Source organism: Streptomyces sp. NPDC088554, from assembly GCF_044752945.1.
GTDB lineage: Bacteria > Actinomycetota > Actinomycetes > Streptomycetales > Streptomycetaceae > Streptomyces.
Map to the genome: position 1 here is coordinate 138,394 of NZ_JBIVMF010000017.1, position 25,326 is coordinate 163,719.

Sequence of the window (25,326 nt, forward strand, 5' to 3'; positions counted from 1 at the left end):
CCGGCGGCGCGACCGTCACACTGACGGACAGCACCGCCGCGCGGCGGCGCCGGATCCACCCGACCGAATCACCGACACACGGACTGAGGAGAACGATGTGGGGACCGTAACGCTCGGCGTTTCGATCGCGGTCCCGGAGCCGTACGGCAGCCTGATCCAGGAGCGCCGCGCGAGCTTCGGCGATTCCGCCGCGCGCAGTATCCCCACGCACGTCACGCTGGTGCCGCCCACCGAGGTCGACACGTCCGCGCTGCCCGCGATCGAGGCGCATCTCGCCACGGTCGCGGCGGCGGGACGGCCCTTCCCGATGCGGCTGTCCGGCACCGGTACGTTCCGCCCGCTCTCCCCGGTCGTCTTCATCCAGCTCGTCGAGGGCGCCGCCGCCTGCACCTGGCTCCAGAAGCGGGTCAGGGACGCCTCGGGCCCGCTCGTCCGCGAGCTCCAGTTCCCGTACCACCCGCATGTGACCGTGGCGCACGGCATCGACGACGAGGCGATGGACCGCGCGTTCGCGGAGCTGTCGGAGTACGCGGCGGAGTGGAGCTGCACCTCCTTCGCGCTGTACGAACAGGGCGCGGACGGCGTCTGGCGCAAGCTCCAGGAGTACGCGTTCGGTGGCGGCGGGGACCCCTCGGCAGTGCCGCCCCAGTCCACCCCGGCCGACCGGCCCGCCTCGCTCAGCCCCTGAGCAGCTCGACCTCGAACCCATGAGGATCGTTCGGAGACCGCCCCGGTGCGGTTCTCGCTGGTGGATGATCTCTCTCCCCCCGGAAGCGCCCCGGAGCCCCTGAGCCCTGGTCCCGCATGAGTGCGGATACTCATGCGCGATGGTCACCGGTGCGGATGGGGCACGTGAGGAACGGGCGCTACGGTTTTCCTCGACCGACGCGACGTCACTGCCACACGTTGTCACTGCCGCACGTTCACATCGGCTCGTGATGACCCGACGAGCCACCGGGAGGGAGGCCACGCATGGCGTGGGACGAGTGGGAACAGCTCAAGACCGCGGCGGGCGAGCGCCACACCACGCAGACGCGGCTCAACCAACTGCCCGCTGACCAGGGCGGCACCAGCTCCGGTGGCAGTGGCGGCGGTGCCGGTGACCTGAGGTCCGACAAGGCCGCGTGGACCAAGGCGGGGGAAGGTGTCGGCTCGCTGCGGGGGAACATCACCAAGGCACTGACGGAGCTGGAGGACGGTCAGAAGGGACTCGGCAAGGATTCCGGGTGCCTGACCGCAGTGACGCAGCAGGATGTTTACGACTCCTGGAAGCGCTATGTCAAGGCTGTGGGTGAGCGGTGCGGCGCGCTCGCGGCGGTGCTGACGAAGGCGGGCAATGATCAGCTGAAGACAGATGAGGCGATCGAGGCCGAGATCGCCAGGCTGAAGAGTGGGTATCAGGACACGCCCGCCGTCGACTGCCAGTCCAAGGGCCGGTGATCGGGAATCGTGGATTATAAGACGCTCAAAACCCTTAAACCGTCCGAGTTCTCGGACGCGGCGGACGGTTACCGCACGACGGGTGACATGGCAGCCGAGGCCAAGGACCGCCTCGACAATCAGATCGCTGTGGCCATGCGGAAGGCGCAGGCAGGCGAGGCCGCAGAGGCGGCCTTCGATCAGCTGCGGCTACTGTCGGAGAATTTCCACTACACGCAGGTTGAATGTGGGGTGGTCAGCACGGCGCTGAAAGGGTTTTCGTATGACCTGGAGGCGGCCAAGAAGAAGCTGGACGTGGCGGTCGAGGGGGCGCGGGCAGAAAGGCTTACTGTGAATTCTGACGGCTCGGTCAGCTATCCGCCGGGTGGGGAGAAGGCTGACGGCAAGCTTCCCGAGGGCGGCACGGTGAGTGGTCTCACGGATTCGACGGCGTCTGCGGTGGGCCGCCAGGCGGCCAACTTCGACCCCAATCCTCATTACCGTCGTGCGCAGGAATACGCTGACCAGATCGCCAACGCCCTCAAGGAAGCTGCGGAGGCCGACGAGAAATGGGCGCCGAAGCTGAGAGCGCTGAAGGCTGACGACGACCTCACCGTCTCGGAGCGGGACTGGGCAGACGCGAAGAAGGACACCGGTGGTGTCCTCAAGGCGGCCGAGCGGTACCTCGAGACCATCAAGGACCCGCCCAAGGACGGCGACGCCGAGGACAACGCGCAGTGGTGGGAGGACCTCACCCCCGAGCAGCGAGCCGACTACCTTGCCGTGCACCCTGGCATCGTCGGCGCCCTGGACGGGCTGCCCTCCGACATCCGTGACGAGGCCAACCGCACCGTCCTCTCGGAGACCAGGGCGAAGTACCAGCTGGAACTGAGTTCCATCCCTCCAGAGCCCGTGTCCGTTGTGACCGACGCAGTCGGCCACCCGATCGCCGCGAACCAGGAGTGGGTGGAGTGGAACGAGAGATACGGGGACAAGCAGACGCTTCTCGAACAGCGACTCAAGGGCATGGACGCCATCCAGAGCCGCTTCGATGCCACGGGCCGGGACGGTCTTCCTGAGGCATACCTGTTGGGGTTCGACCCTGTGGGAAGGGGCGACGGAAAGGTCATCCTTGCCAACGGAAACCCCGACACCGCCGACCACACTGCGATCTATGTGCCAGGCACCGGAACCGACCTGGAAGGCATTAGCGGTGACCTTTCACGGGGCGACAACCTGTGGAAGGAAAGCCACGTACAGGCACCGGACCAGAAGATTTCGACCATCACGTGGTTTGACTACGATGCTCCGCGCTCTGCGTATCCCACAGACAAGGGCGATCTCGTCCCCGAAGCCAGTAACGACAAGTACGCCGCGGAGGGTGGCCCGGTTCTGCGTGAGTTTCTCGACGGAAACCGTATCGCTCACCAGAGCGCGTCCGGGCCGAACAACTTCGCGCACACCACGCTGATCGGCCACAGCTATGGCAGCACACTGATCGGGGATGCCGCGAAGTCCGGCGGCTGGCCGGACGGTCCGTTGCCGGTGGATGACGTCCTCGTGGCAGGAAGCCCCGGCATGCAGGCGGACCGTGCTGCGGACCTCGGCATCCCAAAAGGTCACATGTGGGCCATGGGCGCTTCGTTCTTCGACGATCAGGTACCCGATGGCGGGCGACTCGTGGGGCTGGGTGACAACGGGGTCGTGCCGACCGACCCCGAATTCGGGGCCAACATCATGGAGACCGACTCCACGAGTCACAGTGGCTACTGGGATATGGGCGGCAACGGGAATGCGTCGGTCAGTTTGAAGAATCAGGCCCGCGTCATTGTTGGCGATTATGAAGGTGTGACCCTTGAATAATATCTCCTTGGTGAATATGCGAACTTCGCGGCGGTTTTTTTCTATTTCCTGTATTGCGTCACTCTCTCTGATTCTGGCGGGTTGTTCATCCATGAAAACCGACGAGGACAGGCTTGGATATAAGCCGGAGGTGCGAAAGATTCAGGCGGCCAAGCAGGAGGTGAATGATATCTCCAGCAGGCTCCTGGATTGGATGAGAATCGAGGGGAAAACGACCGAGGTGGGAGCGGGCGTAAACGTTTGTGAAGCCGTCGACCCCGATCTGGAGAGGTACTACACCATCCGCCACCCCTGGTCGGTCTACGATCTACGCAAGGGGACCTTCGAAGAAGCCATGCAGAATTTGCGTGAACAGCTTCCCAGGAATGGCTGGAAGATTATAAAAGACGATGTGACGAATTCGTCCGCCCAAAATCCCGAGATTTCGGCGGTTAATTCAGAAAGTCATCATGTGATCTCCATCGAATGGGCCAGGAAGAGGTCTGGAGGTCTCAAGCAGATCATCAGCGTCGATATTGATTCGCGCTGTTATCGGGCCCCGAAGGGTACCGACATCTACTCCGAGAAATGAGAATCCTTGCTGGGCTGACTTCGGACGCTCACACCGGCAGCCGGCGGAACACCGGGCGTGGCAGGTGTCGCAGCCCGGACATCACCACCCGTAGCGCCCCCGGCACCCACACCGTCTCCGAGCGGCGGCGCAGTCCCAGCTCGATGGCGGCGGCTACCGACTCCGGGGTGGTGGACAGCGGTGCCTGGTCCCGCCCGGTGGTCATTCGCGTTCGTACGAACCCCGGTCGTACGACCATGACCTGTACCCCCGTGCCGTGCATGGCGTCGCCCAGGCCCTGGGCGAACGCGTCGAGGCCCGCCTTGCTCGACCCGTAGATGAAGTCCGCGCGGCGCGCCCGCTCGCCCGCCACCGATGACAGCACCACCAGCGAACCGTGGCCCTGAGCCTGGAGCGCGCCCGCGCACACCAGTCCCGCCGAGACCGCGCCGGTGTAGTTGGTCTGCGCCACCCGGACCGCCGCAAGCGGCCGTTCCTCGTCGAAGGATTCCGGGTGCCTGACCGCAGCGGCGCAGCAGGATGTTTACGACTCCTGGAAGCGCTATGTCAAAGACGTGAGCGGGGTGTGCGACGGGCTTTCCGGCGTACTGGAGAAGACGGGCAACGACCAGCTACGGACCGACGAGGCCGTCAAGGCCGAGATCGCCAAGCTGAAGACCCAGTACTACGAGGCCCCGCCCGCCGGCGGTGGCCGGACCAAGGGGCAGTGACCGAGAAGTGGACCACCTGACACTCAAGGCGCTCGAACCGACCGAGTACACGGAGGCGGCGGACGGGTACCGCGCGATCAGCGGCATGGCCGACGCGGCCAAGGAGCGCATCGACAAGCAGATCACCGTGGCCATGCGGAAGGCCAACGAGGGCGAGGCCACGGACGCGGCACTCGGGCAACTTCGGAAACTGTCGGAGAATTTCCACTACGCCCAGGTCGAGTGCGGCCTGATCACCGGAGCCCTCGACGGCTTCTCGTCCGAAATCACCGCTCCCAAGCGGCGCCTGACCGAGGCCCTGGACGATGCGGCCGCGCTGGCCTACGCCGTCAACAAGGACGGCACCGTCACGTATCCCGCCGGTGGTAAGAACGAACTCACCGGTGAGCCGATCCCGGGCGGCACGCTTCTGGGCAACAGCGGCCTGATCACGGGCAATAACACAGGATTTCAATCACCGGGGCTGCTGCAGGGCAACCCCCGGTTCAAGAACCCGAACCCGCACCACGCCAAAGCCGTGGACATCGCCGACCGTATCGCCCACGCCGTACGGGAAGCCCGGGCGATCGACGATCGGTACAGCAGGGTGCTGAACAAGCTAAAGGCAGCGCAGGGGCTGAACGTCGACACCAAGACATGGGCGGACGTAGCGTCCGACGTCGATGCTGTGGGATCTGCCGCGAGTAACTACATCGCGGATCGCATTCCGCTGGACAAGTCACCCGCCGACCGCAAGGAGTGGTGGGACGGCCTCAGTGACGATGAGCGCGAGGAGTACAAGACGGCCTTCCCGGAAGTCATCGGCAACTTGGACGGGATCCCGTCAATGGTCCGGGACGAAGTGAACCGCGAAAATATTCAGCTGTTGATTGCCCAGCTTTCGGTTCAGGATGGCGACAGGGCGAAATCTCAACTGGATGGACTGAAGGAGATTCAGTGGCAGTTGGGGGAGAACGCCACGAAACGACTTTCTGATCCTAAAGAGCCGCCAATGTATTTGCTGGGAGTCAGTGACGAAGGTCGGGGGCGAGCAATCGTGGCCTTCGGCAATCCAGATGCTTCAAAGAATGTTTCGGCGTATGCTCCGGGGCTCGGTACGGCATTGGATGAGGAATTCGCGAGAAATGATGTAAAACGCGCGCGGGACACTGCGATTGGAGCCCGGGATAAAGATCCATCAAGTTCCTCTGTCGTGTGGCTGGGTTACGATGCTCCGCAGTTGGGTCCGGACGCGGAAACCCTGCTGGCGAATATGGATGTCATGTCGGCTGAGAGTGCGGAAAAAGGCGCACCGGCTTACAATTCTTTCATGGGTGGGCTTGCCGCGACCAACGGCCATGAGGATCCGCATCTGACCGCAATCGGTCATTCTTATGGATCCCGTCTGGTGGGTGCGGCCGCGCAAGAGCTGGGGGGAATTCCGGGAGTCGACGATATTGTGCTTCTCGGGAGCCCGGGTGTGGGCGTGGACAAGGCGGAGGATCTTGGAGTGGGTAAGGGGCATGTGTTCGTAGGGGCTGCCGATAATGATCCTGTAAGCTTCCTCCCCTCCAAGCGGGAAGTCGTCGCTGGCGCGGCGGGATTCCTCACTGGAGGGCCGGTGGGTGCATATTTTCTCGGGGACATTGCAGACCAGGGGGACGACGACATCTGGTTCGGCAAAGATCTGGCCAGTGAGGCTTTCGGCGCCCAGCGTTTCAAGGTGGATGACGGGCCGCTGCCGGTGATCGATGGGCAGGGTCCGACGCCGGCGCATTCGAACTACTTCAACCCGAATAAGGATGAATTTTCTGCGGACAATATTGCGGCTATTGTTGCAGGACGTCCCGATCTTGTAATTTCGGAGAATCATCGATGAGGTTCCGCGGTTTTCTGCTTACGGCGATGGCTCTTTCTGTTGCGGGCTGCAGCCTTGCTGGTTCCGGTAATGACGCCGACGAAAAGGAGAAGAAGGTGAATATGCAGGAGGCGGCCGATCGGGCTGAAGCCATTCTTGATGGCACTTTGAAATCGATTGATCCGCCTGTTGTGGCGAGCCGAGGGCCGTCCAGTGACTCCAGCTGCACGGACTTCAAGAACGATGGCACGGGGACTGGCAAGGTAACCCGTAGACTTTACCTGATGACGATTATTTCAGCGGAGCGACGTGGAAATTTTCTAGGCGTCGTCGAACGTTACTGGAAGCGGCAGGGATACGTGATCACGGCAGTTCGAAACAGCGGGGACATGCCTGCGGTATTTGCCGACCATGACGGTTTCAAGATCACCTTGGAGATTGGCTACAAGGGGCAGGCTCAGTTCCGGGTGTCATCACCGTGTGTGACGGAATCGGAGGTGACCGAAGCTCCCCGGGAAACCATCGATCCCGATGATCCTGCTTCCAAGGGGCTTCCATATGTCCGCTCCGACTTTTGGTCGTCAATCGCCCCGGTTTCCTCCGCTTTGTCGACTGGGGGGAGCTGACAGAAAGGTCAATGCTACGAGGGAGGTGCCGAGATGAGGGCAAGGGTTGCAGGCCGCGGCGCTGGCTCTGTTTCTTTCCGGGTGCAGTGCGACGGGCGGCGTGTTCTCAAGCAAGGAAAACCAATCGAAGATGAACCTGCAAGAGGCTGCCGACAGAGCGGACAGGATCCTGGACGAGGCGTTTGTGGCCATCAAACCTCCCGTTCAGTGGACACATAGGTACTCCATGCCGGGTGGCTGCTATGTGGACCGTGATCGTTCCGTCATGACGATCATCTCTGCCGAACGGCGTGGCAACTTTCTCGGCGTGCTGGAACGCCACTGGAAGAGCAAGGGCTACAAGCTTGTCGCCACGAGTCCGAACGGGCTTGTGGCCACTTCGAGACGCAGGACAGCTTCCAGCTCGAAGTCCTGATCGGTCCCAATGGTCAGGCCCACCTGAGCGTCACCACCCCATGTGTGGAGAAGTCCGAGGTTGCTCAGCCGACCAGCAAGCCGAATGGCCCGGATTACTCGAAGCAGGAGTTGCCGGCGCCGAATGTGCGGTCGACGTTCTGGTCGGGCGACGCGCCTCTTTCGAGCTGACGCACGCGTCCGGCAACCAAGGTGGACGTGAAACGATCTTGCCGGGGTTCAAGACGGGCGGAGGCACGCCCGGACGCTCACACCGGCAGCCGGCGGAACACCGGGCGTGGCAGGTGTCGCAGCCCGGACATCACCACCCGTAGCGCCCCCGGCACCCACACCGTCTCCGAGCGGCGGCGCAGTCCCAGCTCGATGGCGGCGGCCACCGACTCCGGGGTGGTGGACAGCGGCGCCTGGTCCCGCCCGGCGGTCATTCGCGTTCGTACGAACCCCGGTCGTACGACCATGACCTGTACCCCCGTGCCGTGCATGGCGTCGCCCAGGCCCTGGGCGAACGCGTCGAGGCCCGCCTTGCTCGACCCGTAGATGAAGTCCGCGCGGCGCGCCCGCTCGCCCGCCACCGATGACAGCACCACCAGCGAACCGTGGCCCTGAGCCTGGAGCGCGCCCGCGCACACCAGTCCCGCCGAGACCGCGCCGGTGTAGTTGGTCTGCGCCACCCGGACCGCCGCAAGCGGCCGTTCCTCGTCGTGCGCCTGGTCGCCCAGGACGCCGAAGGCGAGCAGCACCATGTCGATGTCGCCCTCCGCGAAGACCTTCCCGAGCACCTCCTCGTGCGAGCCGGGGTCCAGCGCGTCGAAGGCGACGGTACGGATCTCCGCGCCCAGCGCCCGCAGCCGGACGGCGGCGGTGTCCAGGGCGGCGGAGGGGCGGCCCGCGAGCCAGACGGTGCGGGCCCGGCGGGCGATCAGCCGGCGCGCGGTGGCGAGCCCGATCTCCGACGTACCGCCGAGGATCAGCAGGGACTGCGGGGTGCCGAAGGCGTCCTTCATCGTGGTGCTCCTCAAAAGGGATCAGGGGGTCGGGCGGGGGTTACAGCGACAGCCGGCGCGACAGGTCCGAGACGAAGACCGAGCCCGGGTCCAACGCGGCCCGCAGCGCCCGGAATTCCGCCAGCCGTGGGTACATCGTGGCCAGTAGCTCCGGCCGCAGCCGGGCGTCCTTCGCGAGCGCGACCCGGCCGCCCGCCGCCGCCACCTCGTCGTCCAGCTCGTCCAGGAGACGGCCCAGTCCCGGCCGTCCGGCGGGCAGGTCCAGGGTGAGCGTCCAGCCGGGCGCGGGGAACGACAGCCACCCGGGACCGCCCGCGCCGAACCGCCCCAGCACGGCGGGCAGCACCGGACCGCCGCGCCGGGCGATCCGCTCCAGGATCTGCCGCAGGGTCTCCTCCTGCCCGTACGGGACGGCGAACTGGTACTGGACGAAGCCGTCGCGCCCGTACATCCGGTTCCACTGCGGAAGGGCGTCCAGCGGGTGGAAGAACGCGGGCAGCCGCTGCTGCCGGCCGGTGCGGTGCCGGGGCGCGGCGCGGTACCACAGCTCGTTGAAGAGCCCGGCCGTGGCGCGTCCGAGCAGCCCCGACGACGGTACGAGAACGGGCCCGCCCAGCCGCCCCTCCCCGGAGCCCGGCCGGAAGACCGGCCGGAAGGTGAGCGGGTGGCGGCGGGCGCGCGCCGGGAGCGCGTTCAGCGGGGTGTGATCGCCGCGGGTGAGGACGGAGCGCCCCAGTGATGTCCCGCGCGCCGTCAGATCGATCCACGCGACGGCGTACGCGCCGGGGCGGTCCGTCGAGGCGAGTCCCGCGAGCAGCGCGTCGAAGTCCGTGATCCGCTCCGTCTCCACGGACATCAGGGAGGTCGCGACCCGCCGCAGCCGCAGGGTCGCGCCGAGGATCACCCCGGTCAGCCCGAGCCCGCCCGCCGTGGCGTCGAAGAGCGGGGTGCCCGGCAGGACCGTACGCCGCTCGCCGTCCGCGGTGAGCAGGTCGAGCGAGGACACATGGCGGGAGAAGCCGCCCGCCGCCGGGTGGTTGCGGCCGTGCACATCGGCGCCGATCGCCCCGCCGACCGTGACATAGCGGGTCTCCGGGGTCACCGGCAGGAACCAGCCCAGCGGCAGCAGCACCTCCATCAGCCGGTGCAGGCTCACCCCCGCCTCGCACACGACGACGCCCGCGGTCGCGTCGATGGCGCGGATCCGGTCCAGGCCCGTCATGTCCAGGACCGAGCCGCCCGCGTTCTGCGCGGCGTCGCCGCAGGCGCGCCCGAGACCGCGCGGGATGGTGCCACGGGCCCCGCCGTCGCGTACGGCCGCCACGGTCTCGTCGTACGAGCGGGGGCGGACCAGCAGGGCCGTCGTCGGGGCGGTGCGGCCCCAGCCGGTGAGGGAGACGAACCGGTCGTCGTCGTACCGGGCGTCGTACCGGTCGTCGTACCGGTCGTCGTCGGGCCAGTCGTCGTCGGGCCAGTCGGATCCGTCGGGCTCGTCGGACCCGTCGTCGTACCGGTCGACGAACAGGTCCATGAACCGGCGGCCGTCGGACCGGTCGTCGTAAGGAGCAGCAGCCGTGGCGGCTTCGGTGTCGGCAGACATGGAGGTGACCGTATCGCCCCCATAGCTCATTCTTTGTCGGATTTGTTGGGCCGCTTGGATGAACGCGTACGCATACGGGGTTGAACGGCGCCCGCCCCGCACACGCGTGCCCGTACCTGGTTAGGTCTTCGGCATGGACTGGCTGAAGAAACTCCCCGTCGTCGGACCGCTCCTCGTCCGGTTGACGCGGACCCACGCCTGGCGCTCGTACGAGACGCTCGACCGGGTCCACTGGACCCGGCTGGCCGCCGCGATCACCTTCATCAGCTTCCTCGCGCTCTTCCCGCTGATCACCGTCGGCGCGGCGATCGGCGCGGCGCTGCTCAGCGACGGACAGCTCGCCCGGGTGCGGCACAGCATCGAGCAGCAGGTCCCCGGCATCTCCGACCAGCTCGACATCGACGGGCTCGTCGCCGACGCGGGCACGGTCGGCGGGGTCGCCGGGGCGCTGCTGCTGTTCACGGGCGTCGGCTGGATCGGCTCGATGCGCGAGTGCCTGCGGGCCGTCTGGGAGCTGGACGACGGCAAGGACGGCAACCCGCTCCTGCTCAAGGCCAAGGACGCGTTGATCCTCCTCGGCCTCGGCGCGGTCGCCCTCGCCTCCCTGGGCGCCTCGGCGCTCGGCTCCACGGCGGTCGGCCGGGGCGCCGACCTCCTCGGGATCCCCAAGGGCGGCGCGGGCGGAGTGCTGCTGCGGATCGCCGCCCTGGCGGTGGCCGTCCTCGCGGCCTTCCTGCTCCTGCTGTACGTACTGACCCTGCTGCCCGGCGTCGACCCGCCGCGCCACCGGCTGCTCGTCGCCGCGCTGCTCGGCGCCGTCGGCTTCGAACTGCTCAAGCTGGGGCTCGGCGGCTATATAAGCGGTGTGGCGGGGAAGAGCATGTACGGCGCGTTCGGGGTGCCGGTGGCGCTGATGCTGTGGATCAACTTCACGTCGAAGCTGCTGCTGTTCTGCGCCGCCTGGACGGCGACGCCCGACAGCGAGGCCCTTACGGACGCGGGCGGCGCCGCACCAGATCGGGCAGCGGCCAGCGCCGGTTGACCAGGAACACCGCGCCCGCCAGCGCCACCAGCGCGCCGCCCGCGACGGCCAGCGCGGTGCCGGCCCCGCCCGAGCCGCCGCTGTTCGAGGCGGTGACCGTCTTGGCGTCCTGCGCGGGCCCGGTGCTCTCCTCCGTCCCGCCGCCCGCCTGCGTCGGGCTCGGCGAACTGGCCGTCACCGCGGATCGCGGCGGCACCAGTTCGCCGACCGGGATCGCCTTGCCGGTCGCGGCGAAGCCCCAGTCCAGCAGCCTGGCCGCCTCCCGGTAGACCGCCTGCGGCTCGGTGGACGACGGGTTCATGACGGTGACCAGCAGCTTCTTGCCGTTCCTGTCGGCGACCCCGGTGAAGGTGGTCCCCGCGTGGGTGGTGCTGCCGTTCTTCACCCCGGCGATGCCCTTGTACTGCTCCACCCCGTTGGCGCCGGTCAGCAGCCGGTTGGTGTTCTGGATCTCGAAGGACTCGCGCTTCTTGCCCTTCTTCTGCTCCCCGGGGAACGTGGCCGTCGCGGTCGCGCAGTACTCCCGGAAGTCCTTCTTCTGGAGCCCGGAGCGGGCGATCAGCGTGAGGTCGTACGCGCTGGAGACCTGCCCCTTCTCGTCGTAGCCGTCCGGCGAGACGACATGGGTGTCCAGCGCCTGGAGTTCTTCCGCGTGCTTCTGCATGTCCTGGACGGTCTTCGGGATCCCGCCGTTCATGGCGGACAGCACGTGGACGGCGTCATTGCCGGACTTCAGGAACACCCCCAGCCACAGATCGTGAACCGTGTAGCTCAGGTTTTCCTTCACCCCGACCAGGCTGCTGCCCGCGCCCATGTCCGCCAGCTCGGCGGGCGCCACCTTGTGCGTCTCGGTCTTGTCCAGCCGCGGCAGCAGGGTGTCCGCGAAGAGCATCTTGAGCGTGGAGGCGGGCGCCAGCCGCCAGTGCGCGTTGTGCGCGGCCAGTACGTCGCCCGTCTCGGCGTCCGCGACGATCCAGGACCGCCCGCTGACCTTCTTGGGCAGTACGGGAGCCCCGGCGCCCAGATTCACCTGGGTGCCCGCGAGCCCGAGCTTCGCTCCGCCGATCGTGGACATCGAGGCGGGCGGTTTGGGCTGCTTGGTGTCGGTGCCGTCGGTCCTGCCGTCCGCCGCGGCGGGTACGGCGGTCAGCGCGGGCAGCAGTGCGGCGGCGGCGACCGTCAGCACGGTTTTTTTCAGAGCGGGCACGATCGTGAACGTACAGGGCCGGTAACCGGACCGCTCCCCGGGACCCCGCCGGGAGTGAGCGGGGGACAGCGGCGATACTGAGTCCATGAAGCTCAGCCGTTCCGTGTCCTGGTTCCTGCTCGCCTTCGGGGTGTGGAGCTGGTTCATCTGGATCACTTTCGCTAAAAACCTGTGGAAGGACGGCAGCGGGCTCGCCTTCGACGGCGCCGGTGATCCGACGGCGTACTTCTGGGTGCACCTGACTCTCGCCATCGTGTCCTTTCTTCTGGGGACGGGCATCGGCGTCATCGGGTTCCGCGGGGTGCGCGCGCTCCGCGCGGAGACACAGGGATAGCCGAGCGGTACAGGGACAAGGGGCTCGTTCGTGGTGGTCGTAGTCGTTCTCGCGGTGCTCTCGGTGATCGCACTGATCGCCTCGGCGCACTGGTATCTGTGGCGCCGTCTGGTACGGGACACCACCGCGCCGGGCGGCCTCGCCCGCAGGCTGGGCACGGCCGTCGTCGTCGTACTGCCGCTATTCTCCGTCGCCGCGCTGAGCGCCAACAGGCTGGGTGCGCCCTTCTGGGCGCAGCAGACGGTGGCCTGGCCAGGGTTCCTGTGGCTGGTGGTGCTGCTGTATCTGCTGATGGCGCTGCTGGTGGGGGAGCTGGTACGACCGGTCCTGCTCAGGCGCCGGCCGGCGGAGACGGCGACCATGACGCGGAGCCCGGCGGAGGCGGTACGGGAGACGGTGGAGGTCCCCCGGGCGCCCGCCCCGGCCGCCGCCGCGCTTGAACCCGCGCCCGAACCCGCCCCGGAGGCACTGGTCCCGGAGCAACTCACCCCCTCCCGGCGGCTCTTCGTCTCCCGGGTCGTGGGCGGCGCCGCCGCCACCGCCGCGCTCGCCACCGTCGGATACGGCACCCACGGCGTGCTGCGCGGCCCCCGCGTGAAGCGCGTCACCGTCCCGCTGGCCAAACTGCCGCGGGCCGCCCACGGGTTCCGTATCGCGGTCGTCAGCGACATCCACCTCGGCCCGATCCTGGGCCGCGCCCACGCGCGGCGCGTCGTCGACGCGATCAACGGCACCCAGCCCGATCTGATCGCGGTCGTCGGCGACATGGTCGACGGCACCGTCAGCGACCTGGGCCCGGCCGCCGAGCCCCTCGCCGACCTCCGGGCCCGGCACGGCGCGTACTTCGTGACCGGGAACCACGAGTACTTCTCGGGCGCCGCCCAATGGGTCGACCATGTACGCGAGTTGGGCATGCGCCCGCTGGAGAACGCGCGCGTCGAGATCGACGGGTTCGATCTCGCCGGGGTCAACGACCTCGCGGGCGAGAGCGAGGGCGAGGGGCCCGACTTCGCCAGGGCGCTCGGCGACCGCGACCGGACCAGGGCGTCCGTGCTCCTCGCGCACCAGCCCGTCGTCATCCATGACGCGGTACGCCACGGCGTCGACCTCCAGCTCTCCGGACACACCCACGGCGGCCAGCTGTGGCCCGGCAACTTCATCGCCGGGCTCGCCAACCCCACCGTGGCGGGGCTGGAGCGCTACGAGGACACCCAGCTGTACGTCTCGCGCGGCGCGGGCGCCTGGGGGCCGCCGGTCAGGGTCGGGGCGTCCTCCGACATCACCGTCGTCCAACTCGCCTCGCGCCGGACCTGATCGAGGCCGGGCGATGGAGCCCGATCGCCGCCCTCGGGACCGCTGCCGGATCCGGTCGCCGCGTTACTTCGCGGTCCGGGACGCGGCGGTGCGCGCCATCCCCGGGAGGAAGTCCGTGAACAGGCCGTGGATCTCCCGTACGAGCGGACGCATCACCCGGAAACGGGAGAGCACGATGCTCCGCGCGGTGAGCCGGGCGCCGCGCAGGGCGAGCCGGCGCGTGCGCTCGCTGCCCTCGGAGCGGTCGTACACCCAGAAGAGCACCAGCCCCATCTGGGACAGCCACATCACCTCGGGGAGCGTGTCCGCCAGCTCCTGCGGGATCTTCGTCCGGGAGCCCGCCAGCACCTCCCGGTGGACGGAGACGGCCGCCTCGCGGGTGGCCTCGGACTCGGGGGAGAAGGGACTGAGGGGGCTGTCGGGGTCCGCCGCGTTCCTGAAGAACTGGGTGGCGAACTCGTGGTACGGCTCCGCCACTTCGAGCCAGGCCGTCAGCACCCCGCCGAACCGGGCCTCAAGCCCGGTCTCCCGGTCGAGCACGGGCCGGATCGCCTGCCGGTGCTCGGTGGAGATCCGGTCGTAGAAGCCCTGGACGAGGTGTTCCTTGGACGAGAAGTAGTAGTAGGCGTTCCCCACGGAGACCCCGGCCTCCTGGGCGATGGCCCGCATGGTCGTCTTGTCGTATCCCCGCTCCTTGAAGAGCCGCAGCGCGGTTTCGAGGATGAGCGTGCGCGTCTGCTCGCTCTTGGGGGCGGGGGCTGCCTTCTTCGCGACGTCGTTCTTCTCGTCCTTCACGCTCCCGAGCCTAATCCGGCCGGGGCGCCGCTCCGCACGCCGCTTCGGCCCGGCCGTCGCAGGCCGGAGCCGTCAGCTCCCGCCACTTCGAGGCGGCGAGGACGCTGACCCGGGCGAACGGCTCCCCGGCCGGGGTGGCCAGCCAGTGGGCCTTGGGCCGGTGCTCGGCCAGCGCCCAGAGACAGACGATCCAGGCGGCGGTGTCCCGGTAGACCTGGCCGGCGTCCCCGATGACGGTGATCTCCTTGAGCGTGGCCCGGTGGTCCAGCCGCGGGAACCGCCGCCGGGCCTCCTGCGAGCCCGCGGCCACCGTCTCGATCGGTACGAGCCGGCGCTGCCGCAGCAGCCAGTGGCGCAGATGGACGCAGAGCGGGCACTGGGCGTCGTACAGGAGCGTCAGCCGCTTCACCGGCGTCCGGGCGGACGGAACCCGGTCGGGCCTTCGCCGCTGTACGGACTTCTGCGCGGACTTCCGCTGTACGGGCCGCTGCCTTACGGGCGCCCGCAGGGCGGGCATCTGCGCCACGGGAAGCCGCTGTACGGGTGACCCGGTCATCGCGCTCACATCCCGGGGGCGGGCGCGGTCCACGCCTGCGGCGGGACCGGCGGGGTCTGGTCGCGCTCCATGAGGCCGCGCCGCCGGATCTTGTTGAGTACGTACACATTGCCGAGATGCATGACCCCGAGGACCAGCAGCACCACACCGACCTTCACCGAGAGGGCCTCGAAGAGCCCCCGGGCGTCACCGACGCCGTCGGCGGCCTTCAGATACAGCGCGACGAAACCGAGGTTGACCAGGTAGAAGCCGACCACCAGCAGATGGTTGACGGCGTCCGCCAGCTTCTCGTCCCCCTGGAGCACATCGGAGAGAAAGATGCGCCCATTGCGGCTCAGCGTCCTGGCCACCCACACGGTCAGCGCCACGCTGAGCACCAGGTAGATGATGTACGCGACAACAGTGAGGTCCATGCCCCACCCTCCCTTTGAACGTGTTCAAAACCCGTCGTCATGGACTGTAGACCTCCTTTTGAACATGTTCAAGCCGTGCCCTTGAACATGTTCAAACGCGCTCGGGCGTGCGGCGTCGCGGCGAGCGGGGAGGGTATAAGGGCCCCAGGCCAGGGACGGCCGGACGGCGGCGCCGTCGGGGCGGGTGACCGAGGGGGGTGGGCGGGCCGCTCGGCGTAAGTGTCAGGATGGACCCATGACCATTCGCGTGTACTTCGACATCACCATCAACGACGAGCCCGCCGGGCGGATCAACTTCAACCTGTTCGACGAGGTCGTTCCCAAGACGGCGGAGAACTTCCGCGCGCTCGCCACGGGCGAGAAGGGCTTCGGCTACGCCGGCTCCTCCTTCCACCGTGTCATCCCGCAGTTCATGCTCCAGGGCGGCGACTTCACGGCGGGCAACGGCACCGGCGGCAAGAGCATCTACGGCGAGAAGTTCGCCGATGAGAACTTCCAGCTCAAGCACACCAAGCCGGGCCAGCTGTCGATGGCCAACGCGGGCCCGAACACCAACGGCTCGCAGTTCTTCATCACGACCATCGTGACGGGCTGGCTGGACAACAAGCACGTCGTCTTCGGCGAGGTGGCCGACGACGACAGCATGAAGCTCGTCGAGAAGATAGAGAGCTACGGTTCCCAGTCCGGCAAGACCAGCGCGAAGATCACCATCGCCGCTTCCGGCCAGCTCTGACCGAGAGCCCCACGAGCGCGCCGATCGGACGGGTCCATCCGTCGGCCGGCGCGCTCGGTCCGTCCCGGGCGGGAGGCCCGCTTACATGCTGCTCAGCGAGCGGGCGTAGTTGATCTGGCCCATGACCATCGGGAACGCGCCCGGGTGGTGGGCGGGGATCAGCGTCGAGTGGTGTTTGCCTCCGCTGGTCACCATGACCTGGATGAAGCCGGTGGTCTTCTTCTCCTTCATCAGCAGGAAGAGCAGACCGACCAGGCAGAGCAGGGCGAAGACGACCGCCAGCACGATGGCGACCGTGGGGATCTTCTCCTCCGTACGGGACATGTCCGTGGCGTTCCAGACCGCGCCCCGCAGCGGGAGCGTCCCCGAGGGCGTGATGATCGCGTCGCCGATGACGCTGATGTCACCGAGCGAGAGCAGGGGAGCGCCGCCCCCGCTCACCGGCATCGGGGCGTACGGGGTGCCGGACTGCGGATAGCCGTACCCGGGCGGGCCCTGCGGGTACGCGTACCCCTGGGCGGGGCCGTCGGCGAGGGGCGGGGTGGGGAAGTCGTACTCGGGCGCGCCCGACGGCTGCGGGGGCGTGCCCGGCGGCTGGGCCGGTCCCCACTTGTACTCACCGTCCGCGTACGGATTCGGCTCGCTCATTCTTCTCCCCGCTTCCCCTCAACCTGCTTGCGTGCAGCCTCGATCGTGACACAGGAAAGGCCCGTTCCCGTACGCGATACGTACGGAAACGGGCCCCGGAGCGGCAGTCGGCGCCGTCCTGTCGTACCGTCAGAAACGGCGCGTGATCAGCGCGCGCTTGACTTCCTGGATCGCCTTCGTGACCTCGATACCGCGCGGGCAGGCGTCCGTGCAGTTGAACGTCGTACGGCAACGCCACACGCCGTCTTTGTCGTTGAGGATCTCCAGCCGCTGCTCCCCGGCCTCGTCGCGCGAGTCGAAGATGAAGCGGTGGGCGTTGACGATCGCCGCCGGGCCGAAGTACTGCCCGTCGTTCCAGAAGACCGGGCAGGACGACGTGCACGCCGCGCACAGGATGCACTTGGTGGTGTCGTCGAAGCGCTCGCGGTCCTCGGCGGACTGGAGGCGCTCACGCGTCGGCTCGTTCCCCTTGGTGACCAGGAACGGCATGACGTCCCGGTACGCCTGGAAGAACGGGTCCATGTCCACGATCAGGTCCTTGAGGACCGCGAGACCCTTGATGGGCTCGACCGTGACCGGCTTGGTGACCGCGCCGTTCTTGTCGACCGACACCAGGTCCTTGATCAGCGTCTTGCACGCCAGCCGGTTACGGCCGTTGATCCGCATCGCGTCCGAGCCGCAGATGCCGTGCGCGCAGGAGCGCCGGAACGTCAGCGTGCCGTCCAGATCCCACTTGATCTTGTGGAGGGCGTCGAGGACCCGCTCCTTGGGATCGATGTCGATCCGGAAGTCCTGCCACTGGACCTCGTCGGAGACCTCGGGGTTGAAGCGGCGGATGCGGAAGGTGACAGCGATGAGGTGCGAGGAGGTGGAGTCCGCCTCCAGCGCCTCCAGCTTGTCCATGGTCGGGGTAGCCATCAGTACTTACGCTCCATCGGCTGGTAGCGGGTCTGGACGACCGGCTTGTAGTCGAGCCGGATCGACGCCGTGCCGTCGTCGCCGACCTCGCGGTACGCCATGGTGTGGCGCATGAAGTTGACGTCGTCGCGGTGCGGGAAGTCCTCGCGGTAGTGACCGCCGCGCGACTCCTTGCGGGCGAGCGCGGACACGGCCATGACCTCGGCCAGGTCGAGCAGGTTGCCCAGCTCGATGGCCTCCAGCAGGTCCGTGTTGAAGCGCCGGCCCTTGTCCTGGATGGACACGTTCAGATAGCGCTCGCGCAGCTCGGCGATCTTCTCGACGGCCGTCTTGATCGTCTGCTCCGTACGGAACACCATGACGTTGGCGTCCATGGTCTCCTGGAGCTCCAGGCGCAGCGCGGCGACCCGCTCGTTGCCCGTGGACTCGCGCAACCGCTCGACCTGGGCCTCGACCTGCTCGGCCGGGTTCTCGGGAAGCTCGACGTAGTCGTTCTTCGCGGAGTACTCGGCGGCGGCGATGCCCGAGCGCTTGCCGAAGACGTTGATGTCGAGCAGCGAGTTGGTGCCGAGGCGGTTGGCGCCGTGCACGGAGACACAGGCGACCTCGCCGGCCGCGTACAGGCCCGGGACGACCGTGGTGTTGTCCGCGAGGACCTCACCCTGGACGTTGGTGGGGATGCCGCCCATGGCGTAGTGCGCGGTGGGCTGGATCGGGATCGGGTCCGTGTAGGGCTCGATGCCCAGGTACGTCCGCGCGAACTCGGTGATGTCGGGCAGCTTGGCGTCGAGCTGCTCCGGCGGCAGGTGCGTCAGGTCGAGGTAGACGTGGTCGCCCTCGGGACCGCAGCCGCGGCCCTCGCGGATCTCCGTGTAGATGGAGCGCGACACGACGTCGCGGGAGGCGAGGTCCTTCATGACGGGCGCGTACTTCTCCATGAAGCGCTCGCCGTCCTTGTTGCGGAGGATGCCGCCCTCACCGCGGGCGCCCTCCGTGAGCAGGATGCCCATGCGCCAGATGCCCGTCGGGTGGAACTGGAAGAACTCCATGTCCTCCAGCGGCAGCCCGCGCCGGTAGCACGCGGCCTGGCCGTCACCGGTCAGGGTGTGCGCGTTGGAGGTCACCTTGAAGAACTTGCCGGTGCCGCCGGACGCGTAGATCACGGCCTTCGCCTGGAAGACGTGGATCTCGCCGGTGGCCAGCTCGTAGGCGACCACACCGGCGGAGACCTTGACCCCGTCGACCTCGGTCATCAGCTGGTCCAGGACGTAGAACTCGTTGAAGAACTCCACGCCCTCCTTGACACAGTTCTGGTAGAGCGTCTGGAGGATCATGTGGCCCGTACGGTCCGCGGCGTAGCAGGACCGGCGGACCGGGGCCTCGCCGTGGTTGCGGGAGTGACCGCCGAAGCGGCGCTGGTCGATGGTGCCGTCCGGGGTGCGGTTGAACGGCAGGCCCATCTTCTCCAGGTCGAGGACCGCGTCGATGGCCTCCTTCGCCAGGATCTCGGCGGCGTCCTGGTCGACCAGGTAGTCGCCGCCCTTGATCGTGTCGAAGGTGTGCCACTCCCAGTTGTCCTCCTCCACGTTGGCGAGCGCGGCGGCCATGCCGCCCTGCGCGGCGCCGGTGTGGGAGCGGGTCGGGTAGAGCTTCGTCAGCACGGCGGTACGGCTGCGCTTGGTGGCCTCGATGGCCGCGCGCATTCCGGCGCCACCGGCGCCGACGATGACGGTGTCGTACTTATGGATCTTCATGAGAGTCTCGTCAGCCCCGGCTTTAGCGGATGTTCGGGTCGAAGGTGAAGATCACCAGCGAGCCGAGAAGGATGGTGAACACCGTGGCGGTGTACAGCAGGCCCTTGAGCCACAGGCGCGTGTTGGCGCGCTCCGCGTAGTCGTTGATGATCGTGCGCAGGCCGTTGGCGCCGTGCAGCATCGCCAGCCACAGCATCAGCAGATCCCAGACCTGCCAGAACGGGGAGGCCCAGCGGCCGGCCACGAAGGCGAAGCCGATCTTGGACACACCGCCGTCCAGCACCAGCTGGATCAGCAGATGGCCGAGGACCAGTACGACCAGGACGACACCGGACAGACGCATGAAGAGCCACGCGGCCATCTCGAAGTTGCCGCGGGTCGACTTCGGGGTCTTCGAGGTGCGCTTGCGCGGCGGCTCGATGATGGGAGCCGGGAAGTCCGAGTCGTACAGGCTCTCGCCCTCGACCGAACCGATCGCGGAAGTCGTGGAAGAAGTCTCAGTGGACATGCGGTCTCTCAGCTCCCGAAGACTTCGCGTACGGCATGGCCGAGCACGGGGTAGAGGGCGCCCACCATCAGGACGAGCCACAGGCCCACGGCGGACCAGAGCATCTGCTTCTGGTAGCGCGGGCCCTTGGACCAGAAGTCCACGGCGATGACACGCAGGCCGTTGAGCGCGTGGAAGAGAATTGCGGCCACGAGGCCGTACTCAAGCAACGCGACGATCGGAGTCTTGTAGGTTGCCACGACATCGTCGTACGCCTCGGGTGAGACACGGACGAGAGCGGTGTCCAGCACGTGTACGAACAGGAAGAAGAAGATGAGCACGCCGGTGACTCGATGAGCCACCCACGACCACATTCCTTCCCGGCCGCGGTACAACGTTCCAGCCGGCACGGAAAAACCCTCCGGGAGCGGGGATCGGGGCCGGCCGCCATCTTCTACTCAATCAAGCACAGTGGTGTCGGTCGCGCCCGGCCGGGTACGGTCCACCGGCCCCGGCCATCGTAGCGACGAGTTGTCGGTTCGTTCACGCCGGGTGCCCAGGTGTGATCAAACAGGCAATCAAACGGCCACGGACGGGCTATCCGGGCATCCCGAATGGTCCGATTCCCGCACGTTTCCGGCGCGACGCTGTTCGTGGATCCGCTCCGCCTCCGCGAGCATCAGCGAAATCCGGCCTCGGGCGAGTCGGCGCAGCTCGTCGGCGGCGACCGAGCGCTCGTGATCGGGGTCGTGGCCGAGCCGGGTCCTGATGCCGGCCAGCACGTGGTCGAGGGACTCCTCGGGACGGTGCTCGTCGAGGCTGATCACGAACGCGTGACCGAAGCTGCTCTCGTACGCGGCGTGCGCGGCGCTCAGCGCGGTCCGCGCGGCGGACGGGGCGCCCGGCGGCGGCCCCGGGGCGGACTCGGCGGCCAGCGCCTCGGCGAGATCGGTGAACGACAGGTCGTACCCCGCCTCGTCGGACGCGGCGAGCAGCGCGTCCAGATCCGGGTACGGGCGGTGCGCGGCCAGCCGCTGGGCCCAGCGGTGGCTGCCGAGACAGGTGAGCAGCGCGGCCTCGGCGGCGTCGGGCGGGGCGGTGTTGAAACGGCGGAGGCCGCTCGGGCCGCCGGAGTGGGGTGCGCGGGACAGCGGGGGCTCCTCGGACACGGAGGGGGGCGGTGTCGGGCGTGGGGGGCTGCTGAACGGCCGTCCGGCCGGACGCATGGGCAGACGTGATCGGCGGGGTGATGGTTGCGTGGTGGGGGAGGGTTCAGCTGAAAGAGGGACGGACGGGCGGGCAGGGGCAGTTGGGCGCATTGAGCGGGAGGACCGGCGCCGTACGACGGGGGCGAGTGTCGCCGTACGAGCCGTACGAGCTGTACGAGCCGTACGAGCCGTGTGCGGGCCCGGTGCGAGCTGTGCGGGCGCGCGGGCGTTCGGGAGGGTCCTGGGCGCGCGCTTCCGGGCGCCCGCGTTTCACCCGTATGGGAGCGTTTAGGTGCGTGGTGCGGGCGCCGGCGTGGGACCTTCGGCGTAATCGGTACGCACGTTCGCCGCCAAATCGTCCACAGGAGGTTTCACGTGATGCGGTCATCCCCCGGAGCCCGGGTGGCGGGCGCGGTCGTCGCGCTGGCCACCGCCGTCGCGGTCGCGGGATGCGACGCGGGAGGTGGGAACACCGGTTCCTCTCCCGCCGCCTCGGACGACAGACAGGCGTCCAAGGCCACGGCGGCCACCACCGGCCCCGCCGCCCCGCCCTCGCCCACCCGGTCGTATCCGCTCTCCACCGCGCCGCGCGCCATTCCCTCCGTACGCAACCACGAGGCGGCCCGTGGCCCCGGCTGGCGGCCCGGCGCGCAGAGCGGGGTCGTCATAGCCACCGGTAGCGAGGGTCTGGCGGACGAGGGCAAGCTGCTCTCCCAGGAGCTGAAGATCGCCTACCGGGGCACCGCCGCCGCCCGCGCCGGTGATGTGGAGCTGGCGCTCGCGAGCGGAGCGGGCATCGCCGAGTCGTACACCCTCACCACGAGCGGCGGCCGGGTCCGGATCACCGGGCCCGACCAGGCGGGGGTGTTCTACGGCACCCGCACGCTCAAGCAGTCGCTACGCGCCGACGGCGTGATGCCGGAGGGCGTCGTACGCGACAGCCCGGCCCGCGTCCAGCGCGGGCTGAACCTCGACATCGCCCGTAAGTACTACAGCCCGGCCTGGATCGAGGCCCGGCTGCGCGAGATGGCCGACCTCAAGCTGAACATGCTGGGGCTGCACTTCTCCGACGACCAGGGCTTCCGCATCGAGTCCACCAGCCACCCCGAGATCGTCTCGGCGCAACATCTCTCCCAGGCCGAGGTGCGGAGGATCCTGGCGCTCGCGGACCAGCTGCACATCACCGTCGTCCCGGAGATCGACTCGCCCGGACACCTCGGCGCGGTGCTGGCCGCCCACCCGGACCTCCAGCTCCGCAATGTCAACGGGGTGGCCACGAAGGGCGCGATCGACATCTCGCTGCCCGCGTCGGCGAAGATCGTGGACGAGCTGGACCGCGAGTTCGCCGCCCTGTTCAAGGGGCCGTACTGGAACCTCGGCGCCGACGAGTACCAGGCGCTGGTGGTCCGTGACCCGCAGGCGTCGTACCCGAAGCTGGCGGCCGCCGCCGTACAGAAGTACGGGAAGGGCGCCACGGTCAAGGATCTGACCACCGGCTGGACCAACGACCGGGCGGCGGCGCTCTCCTCGTACAAGAAGAAGTTCAAGATCTGGAACGACGGCCTCTTCCGGGGCGGTGTCGTCAAGGCGAACCCGGCGCTGGAGGTCCAGTACTGGACTGGCAGGGAGCTGGGCATGCGGCCGCCGGAGGAGTATCTGAGCGCCGGGCGCCAGGTCCTGAACTTCAACGACGAGTACCTGTATTACGTGCTCGGCCAGCCCAACAACTTCGTCTACCCGACCGGGCAGCGGATCTACGAGCAGTGGACCCCGCTGGTGCTGCGCAGGACGGCGGCGGTGCCCGCGTCGTACTCGAAGCAGATACAGGGCGGGATGTTCGCGATCTGGGGCGACTTCCCCAACGCGCAGACGCAGGACCAGGTGGCGGCGGGGATCAGGCTGCCGCTGGCGGCGGTCGCGCAGAAGACCTGGAACCCGGACAAGCCGTCGCTGGGCTGGAGCGGGTTCACGGCGCTCGCGGGGAAGGTGCGCGGCGGCGCCGGTACGGGGTGACGCGTCCGGTACGGGGTGAGGGAGGGGGGCCGTCCTCTTGCGGACGGCCCGCCTCCCCTTGCGTATGCGGGGTGATGGCCCGGTGTCGGCCTTGTGGCAGGTCCGCGCGGCCCGGATTCCGGCGGTTCCCGCCCGGGTGAGGGTGGAAGCGTCTACGTGGGGCGCGGGGAGTCGGGGGAGTGGCGGGTATGGGGTTCTGGGGTTACTTCCTCGTCGGCCGGAGCGAGCGGCCGCTCGCCGAGCTGCCGGCGCTGGCCGCCGTCCGCCGCGAGCTGACCCTGCGCGAACAGCGGCCGGGCGGCTGGCAGGTGTGGCAGCACCCCAGCGAACCCGACGTCGGCGACATGGGCGCGCTGGCCCGCGCCATGGGATCGCCGGTGCTCTTCGGCTTCGTCATGGACAGCGAGTGCGTGGCGGTGGAGGCGGCGGCGCCCAGAAGCGGGTCCTGGTACGCCTGTCTGGCCAGGGAGTCGATGGCCCGGCACCTCTCCGCGAGCGGCATGGCGCTCGAAGAGCTGTTCCTGCCCGAGGAGGACGCGGCCCGGCGCGCCGTCGACTGGGCCGTCGAGGCGGGCAGCGAGGTCGATCCGGGCCCGCTCCTCGACGTACTGCACGCGCGGTGGCCGGACTCGCTCGCCGAGGACCTGTTCTTCCGGCTGCTGGACGGGCTCGGGATTCCCGGGTCCCGGTAACTCCCGGTGTGTCCGCCGCTGTTGAGTGAGCGGGCGAGGGCGGGCCCCGGGGGCGGCTGCGTGGTGTCTGCGTGTGACGTATGAGTGGTCTGTACACGATCTACGCGCGATGAGCGAGTGACGTTTTCCCGCTCTTTGACGCAGTACTGGTCAGTACTGGTCAGTACCAGGCGGTGCTGCCCGGATACGGCTCGGGTGCGGCCCGGACGGTGACCGGTGCTGACTCGGTGTTGGCCACTGCTGCGCCCACGAGGCGACGGGAGATGTGAATGAGCCTGGTGAAGCTGATCGCACAAGCCGACGAGCGAGGTCTCGCCGCGAGCGGCGTGGCCTGCCTGGAGCGGTGTCTGCCGCTGTTCTCCGAGGCGACCGATGTCCTGCGGCCCCTGTGGGCGGCCGTCGTCAGCGGTGAGCGCGACTGGCCACGGCGGCTGGCCGCCGCGCGGATAGCGCTGGACGACGCCATCGCCGTCGAGATCGCCGAGGGTGGCGCGGCGGTCGATGCCGCGGCGGTCGACGTCACCACCACGCTCGTACGGACCATGCTCGGCTCCGCGCCGGCCGACTGGGCCGCCGAACCGCTGCGCGCCTGGGCGGACACCTGCTCCGTCGTCGCGCTGGAGATCCACCAGAAGCTCGACGCGGTGGGCGACAGCGGCGCCGACGCGCCGGATCAGCTGGCGCGTCGGCGCGAGGACGTGGCGGGCGCGCCGGACGCGGTGGACGCCTCTGAGGGGGGCGACGGCATCGGCCCGCTGGTCGCCGGGGAGCTGCGGAGGCAGATCCGGATCCTGGAGATCCTGGCCGACACGGAGGGCACGGGTGGACTGCGCGAGGCCATGGACACCTCGGTCGAGGGGCAGCGGGTGCTGCGCGCGGTGGTCTCACGACGGGCGCGGGCGCGGAGCTGAACCGAGAGGCGGGTGAGGTAAATGGGTGTGACCGGAAGTATTCGGACGAATGTGCCCGGGTTGCAGGGAGGACGACCGGGGCCGCCACCCCCCACAGGAGAGACCCCGGTCGCCTTCCGCCGGAGCCGCAGTACGGCCCCGTACTCCACACAGCGTCGGCGACTCGTTTTCTGTCACACCACCCCCCGGGTGCGGGTCGTGCCAGGGGTTCCCTAGGCTGTTGAAATATGTACAAACGGCGTGCAAAGCGTGGACGC

At 68.3% G+C, this 25,326-nt stretch carries 27 protein-coding genes and 1 pseudogene; 15 read left to right on the forward strand and 13 right to left on the reverse strand.

The genetic code is table 11. The features are described 5' to 3' along the window. Positions 1-97 precede the first annotated feature (97 nt). From ACIP8W_RS21175 to ACIP8W_RS21190, 4 genes are all read left to right on the forward strand, one after another. Positions 98-688: a 2'-5' RNA ligase family protein gene (locus ACIP8W_RS21175; protein ID WP_401957870.1), complete on the forward strand. Its 591-nt coding sequence runs from the start codon at positions 98-100 to the stop codon at positions 686-688. A gap of 284 nt (positions 689-972) precedes the next feature. Then, on the forward strand, positions 973-1,440 hold the full coding sequence (locus tag ACIP8W_RS21180; RefSeq protein WP_402204124.1) for a hypothetical protein: 468 nt from the start codon (positions 973-975) through the stop codon (positions 1,438-1,440). Between the two features lie 9 nt (positions 1,441-1,449). Then, a complete protein-coding gene (locus ACIP8W_RS21185) occupies positions 1,450-3,282 on the forward strand; it encodes an alpha/beta hydrolase (protein ID WP_401957875.1) in 1,833 nt (610 codons plus the stop codon). A gap of 91 nt (positions 3,283-3,373) precedes the next feature. Next, positions 3,374-3,853: a hypothetical protein gene (locus tag ACIP8W_RS21190; RefSeq protein ID WP_401957877.1), complete on the forward strand. Its 480-nt coding sequence runs from the start codon at positions 3,374-3,376 to the stop codon at positions 3,851-3,853. A gap of 28 nt (positions 3,854-3,881) precedes the next feature. Here ACIP8W_RS21190 and ACIP8W_RS21195 read toward each other — a convergent pair. Beyond that, positions 3,882-4,334 (reverse strand): annotated as a pseudogene (locus ACIP8W_RS21195) (SDR family NAD(P)-dependent oxidoreductase); the annotation flags it as partial. Positions 4,335-4,407: 73 nt separating this feature from the next. Between ACIP8W_RS21195 and ACIP8W_RS21200 the strand changes: the two are divergent. The 4 genes from ACIP8W_RS21200 to ACIP8W_RS21215 are packed head-to-tail and all read left to right on the forward strand — an operon-like array spanning position 4,408 to position 7,441. Beyond that, positions 4,408-4,563: a hypothetical protein gene (locus ACIP8W_RS21200; RefSeq protein ID WP_402204126.1), complete on the forward strand. Its 156-nt coding sequence runs from the start codon at positions 4,408-4,410 to the stop codon at positions 4,561-4,563. 7 nt (positions 4,564-4,570) lie between these two features. Further along, positions 4,571-6,421 carry an alpha/beta hydrolase gene (locus ACIP8W_RS21205; RefSeq protein WP_402204128.1) on the forward strand — a complete coding sequence of 617 codons (1,851 nt, stop codon included), beginning with the start codon at positions 4,571-4,573 and terminating at the stop codon, positions 6,419-6,421. A 26-nt stretch (positions 6,422-6,447) separates the two neighbouring features. Next, positions 6,448-7,026, forward strand: a complete 579-nt coding sequence (locus ACIP8W_RS21210; protein ID WP_402204130.1) for a hypothetical protein — start codon at positions 6,448-6,450, stop codon at positions 7,024-7,026. 46 nt (positions 7,027-7,072) lie between these two features. Further along, positions 7,073-7,441 (forward strand): hypothetical protein, encoded by a 369-nt coding sequence (locus tag ACIP8W_RS21215; RefSeq protein ID WP_402204132.1) that lies wholly within the window; start codon positions 7,073-7,075, stop codon positions 7,439-7,441. Positions 7,442-7,688: 247 nt separating this feature from the next. Here the strand turns inward: ACIP8W_RS21215 and ACIP8W_RS21220 are convergent, their stop codons facing one another. After that, a complete protein-coding gene (locus tag ACIP8W_RS21220; RefSeq protein ID WP_402204134.1) occupies positions 7,689-8,444 on the reverse strand; it encodes a decaprenylphospho-beta-D-erythro-pentofuranosid-2-ulose 2-reductase in 756 nt (251 codons plus the stop codon). A gap of 40 nt (positions 8,445-8,484) precedes the next feature. Next, positions 8,485-10,044, reverse strand: coding sequence for an FAD-binding protein (locus tag ACIP8W_RS21225; protein ID WP_402204136.1), 1,560 nt, complete (start codon positions 10,042-10,044; stop codon positions 8,485-8,487). A 133-nt stretch (positions 10,045-10,177) separates the two neighbouring features. On the opposite strand from ACIP8W_RS21225, the gene ACIP8W_RS21230 reads away from it, so the two are divergent. Further along, on the forward strand, positions 10,178-11,086 hold the full coding sequence (locus ACIP8W_RS21230) for a YihY/virulence factor BrkB family protein (protein ID WP_401957885.1): 909 nt from the start codon (positions 10,178-10,180) through the stop codon (positions 11,084-11,086). Here ACIP8W_RS21230 and ACIP8W_RS21235 read toward each other — a convergent pair. After that, positions 11,034-12,293 carry a D-alanyl-D-alanine carboxypeptidase family protein gene (locus tag ACIP8W_RS21235; protein WP_401957887.1) on the reverse strand — a complete coding sequence of 420 codons (1,260 nt, stop codon included), beginning with the start codon at positions 12,291-12,293 and terminating at the stop codon, positions 11,034-11,036. The genes ACIP8W_RS21230 and ACIP8W_RS21235 overlap by 53 nt on opposite strands. A gap of 85 nt (positions 12,294-12,378) precedes the next feature. On the opposite strand from ACIP8W_RS21235, the gene ACIP8W_RS21240 reads away from it, so the two are divergent. After that, positions 12,379-12,627, forward strand: a complete 249-nt coding sequence (locus tag ACIP8W_RS21240; RefSeq protein ID WP_401957890.1) for an SCO4848 family membrane protein — start codon at positions 12,379-12,381, stop codon at positions 12,625-12,627. A 33-nt stretch (positions 12,628-12,660) separates the two neighbouring features. Continuing rightward, entirely contained in the window at positions 12,661-13,941 is a 1,281-nt protein-coding gene (locus ACIP8W_RS21245) for a metallophosphoesterase (protein WP_401957932.1), read from the forward strand. A gap of 63 nt (positions 13,942-14,004) precedes the next feature. Here ACIP8W_RS21245 and ACIP8W_RS21250 read toward each other — a convergent pair whose 3' ends face one another. The 3 genes from ACIP8W_RS21250 to ACIP8W_RS21260 form a co-directional block, all read right to left on the reverse strand. Then, positions 14,005-14,736 carry a TetR/AcrR family transcriptional regulator gene (locus ACIP8W_RS21250; protein WP_401957891.1) on the reverse strand — a complete coding sequence of 244 codons (732 nt, stop codon included), beginning with the start codon at positions 14,734-14,736 and terminating at the stop codon, positions 14,005-14,007. A 10-nt stretch (positions 14,737-14,746) separates the two neighbouring features. Beyond that, positions 14,747-15,145: a thiol-disulfide oxidoreductase DCC family protein gene (locus tag ACIP8W_RS21255; RefSeq protein ID WP_401957934.1), complete on the reverse strand. Its 399-nt coding sequence runs from the start codon at positions 15,143-15,145 to the stop codon at positions 14,747-14,749. Positions 15,146-15,297: 152 nt separating this feature from the next. Then, positions 15,298-15,705: a hypothetical protein gene (locus ACIP8W_RS21260; RefSeq protein ID WP_401957893.1), complete on the reverse strand. Its 408-nt coding sequence runs from the start codon at positions 15,703-15,705 to the stop codon at positions 15,298-15,300. A gap of 235 nt (positions 15,706-15,940) precedes the next feature. Here ACIP8W_RS21260 and ACIP8W_RS21265 point away from each other — a divergent pair, with 235 nt between their 5' ends. Beyond that, positions 15,941-16,438: a peptidylprolyl isomerase gene (locus ACIP8W_RS21265; protein ID WP_401957896.1), complete on the forward strand. Its 498-nt coding sequence runs from the start codon at positions 15,941-15,943 to the stop codon at positions 16,436-16,438. An 81-nt stretch (positions 16,439-16,519) separates the two neighbouring features. On the opposite strand, the gene ACIP8W_RS21270 is transcribed toward ACIP8W_RS21265, so the two are convergent. From ACIP8W_RS21270 to ACIP8W_RS21295, 6 genes are all read right to left on the reverse strand, one after another. Beyond that, the gene (locus ACIP8W_RS21270; RefSeq protein WP_402204140.1) at positions 16,520-17,086 is read right to left on the reverse strand and encodes a hypothetical protein; all 567 of its coding nucleotides are present in this window, start codon (positions 17,084-17,086) and stop codon (positions 16,520-16,522) included. Positions 17,087-17,215: 129 nt separating this feature from the next. Further along, positions 17,216-18,004, reverse strand: a complete 789-nt coding sequence (locus tag ACIP8W_RS21275; protein ID WP_401957901.1) for a succinate dehydrogenase iron-sulfur subunit — start codon at positions 18,002-18,004, stop codon at positions 17,216-17,218. Continuing rightward, positions 18,004-19,758, reverse strand: a complete 1,755-nt coding sequence (gene sdhA / locus ACIP8W_RS21280) for a succinate dehydrogenase flavoprotein subunit (RefSeq protein ID WP_401957904.1) — start codon at positions 19,756-19,758, stop codon at positions 18,004-18,006. The genes ACIP8W_RS21275 and sdhA overlap by 1 nt, the downstream gene beginning before the upstream one ends. 22 nt (positions 19,759-19,780) lie before the next feature. Further along, positions 19,781-20,266 carry a succinate dehydrogenase hydrophobic membrane anchor subunit gene (locus tag ACIP8W_RS21285; protein ID WP_401957906.1) on the reverse strand — a complete coding sequence of 162 codons (486 nt, stop codon included), beginning with the start codon at positions 20,264-20,266 and terminating at the stop codon, positions 19,781-19,783. 8 nt (positions 20,267-20,274) lie between these two features. Continuing rightward, positions 20,275-20,655 (reverse strand): succinate dehydrogenase, cytochrome b556 subunit, encoded by a 381-nt coding sequence (gene sdhC / locus ACIP8W_RS21290; protein WP_401957908.1) that lies wholly within the window; start codon positions 20,653-20,655, stop codon positions 20,275-20,277. 168 nt (positions 20,656-20,823) lie between these two features. Beyond that, positions 20,824-21,414, reverse strand: coding sequence for a 2-oxo-4-hydroxy-4-carboxy-5-ureidoimidazoline decarboxylase (locus tag ACIP8W_RS21295; RefSeq protein WP_401957910.1), 591 nt, complete (start codon positions 21,412-21,414; stop codon positions 20,824-20,826). A 417-nt stretch (positions 21,415-21,831) separates the two neighbouring features. On the opposite strand from ACIP8W_RS21295, the gene ACIP8W_RS21300 reads away from it, so the two are divergent. From ACIP8W_RS21300 to ACIP8W_RS21310, 3 genes are all read left to right on the forward strand, one after another. Next, entirely contained in the window at positions 21,832-23,466 is a 1,635-nt protein-coding gene (locus tag ACIP8W_RS21300; protein WP_402204143.1) for a glycoside hydrolase family 20 protein, read from the forward strand. A gap of 188 nt (positions 23,467-23,654) precedes the next feature. Continuing rightward, complete coding sequence (locus ACIP8W_RS21305; RefSeq protein WP_402204144.1) at positions 23,655-24,158, forward strand: hypothetical protein; 504 nt, start codon at positions 23,655-23,657, stop codon at positions 24,156-24,158. Between the two features lie 269 nt (positions 24,159-24,427). Further along, a complete protein-coding gene (locus ACIP8W_RS21310) occupies positions 24,428-25,069 on the forward strand; it encodes a hypothetical protein (RefSeq protein ID WP_402204146.1) in 642 nt (213 codons plus the stop codon). Positions 25,070-25,326 lie beyond the last annotated feature (257 nt).

Bases quoted from the DNA above. Each gene is read 5' to 3' on its own strand.
- ACIP8W_RS21180 (WP_402204124.1), top strand. From the start codon at position 973: ATGGCGTGGGACGAGTGGGAACAGCTCAAGACCGCGGCGGGCGAGCGC.
- ACIP8W_RS21190 (WP_401957877.1), top strand. From the start codon at position 3,374: ATGAAAACCGACGAGGACAGGCTTGGATATAAGCCGGAGGTGCGAAAG.
- ACIP8W_RS21210 (WP_402204130.1), top strand. From the start codon at position 6,448: ATGGCTCTTTCTGTTGCGGGCTGCAGCCTTGCTGGTTCCGGTAATGAC.
- ACIP8W_RS21220 (WP_402204134.1), bottom strand. From the start codon at position 8,444: ATGAAGGACGCCTTCGGCACCCCGCAGTCCCTGCTGATCCTCGGCGGT.
- ACIP8W_RS21225 (WP_402204136.1), bottom strand. From the start codon at position 10,044: ATGTCTGCCGACACCGAAGCCGCCACGGCTGCTGCTCCTTACGACGAC.
- ACIP8W_RS21230 (WP_401957885.1), top strand. From the start codon at position 10,178: ATGGACTGGCTGAAGAAACTCCCCGTCGTCGGACCGCTCCTCGTCCGG.
- ACIP8W_RS21240 (WP_401957890.1), top strand. From the start codon at position 12,379: ATGAAGCTCAGCCGTTCCGTGTCCTGGTTCCTGCTCGCCTTCGGGGTG.
- ACIP8W_RS21260 (WP_401957893.1), bottom strand. From the start codon at position 15,705: ATGGACCTCACTGTTGTCGCGTACATCATCTACCTGGTGCTCAGCGTG.
- ACIP8W_RS21265 (WP_401957896.1), top strand. From the start codon at position 15,941: ATGACCATTCGCGTGTACTTCGACATCACCATCAACGACGAGCCCGCC.
- ACIP8W_RS21270 (WP_402204140.1), bottom strand. From the start codon at position 17,086: ATGAGCGAGCCGAATCCGTACGCGGACGGTGAGTACAAGTGGGGACCG.
- ACIP8W_RS21275 (WP_401957901.1), bottom strand. From the start codon at position 18,004: ATGGCTACCCCGACCATGGACAAGCTGGAGGCGCTGGAGGCGGACTCC.
- sdhA (WP_401957904.1), bottom strand. From the start codon at position 19,758: ATGAAGATCCATAAGTACGACACCGTCATCGTCGGCGCCGGTGGCGCC.
- ACIP8W_RS21285 (WP_401957906.1), bottom strand. From the start codon at position 20,266: ATGTCCACTGAGACTTCTTCCACGACTTCCGCGATCGGTTCGGTCGAG.
- ACIP8W_RS21300 (WP_402204143.1), top strand. From the start codon at position 21,832: ATGCGGTCATCCCCCGGAGCCCGGGTGGCGGGCGCGGTCGTCGCGCTG.
- ACIP8W_RS21305 (WP_402204144.1), top strand. From the start codon at position 23,655: ATGGGGTTCTGGGGTTACTTCCTCGTCGGCCGGAGCGAGCGGCCGCTC.
- ACIP8W_RS21310 (WP_402204146.1), top strand. From the start codon at position 24,428: ATGAGCCTGGTGAAGCTGATCGCACAAGCCGACGAGCGAGGTCTCGCC.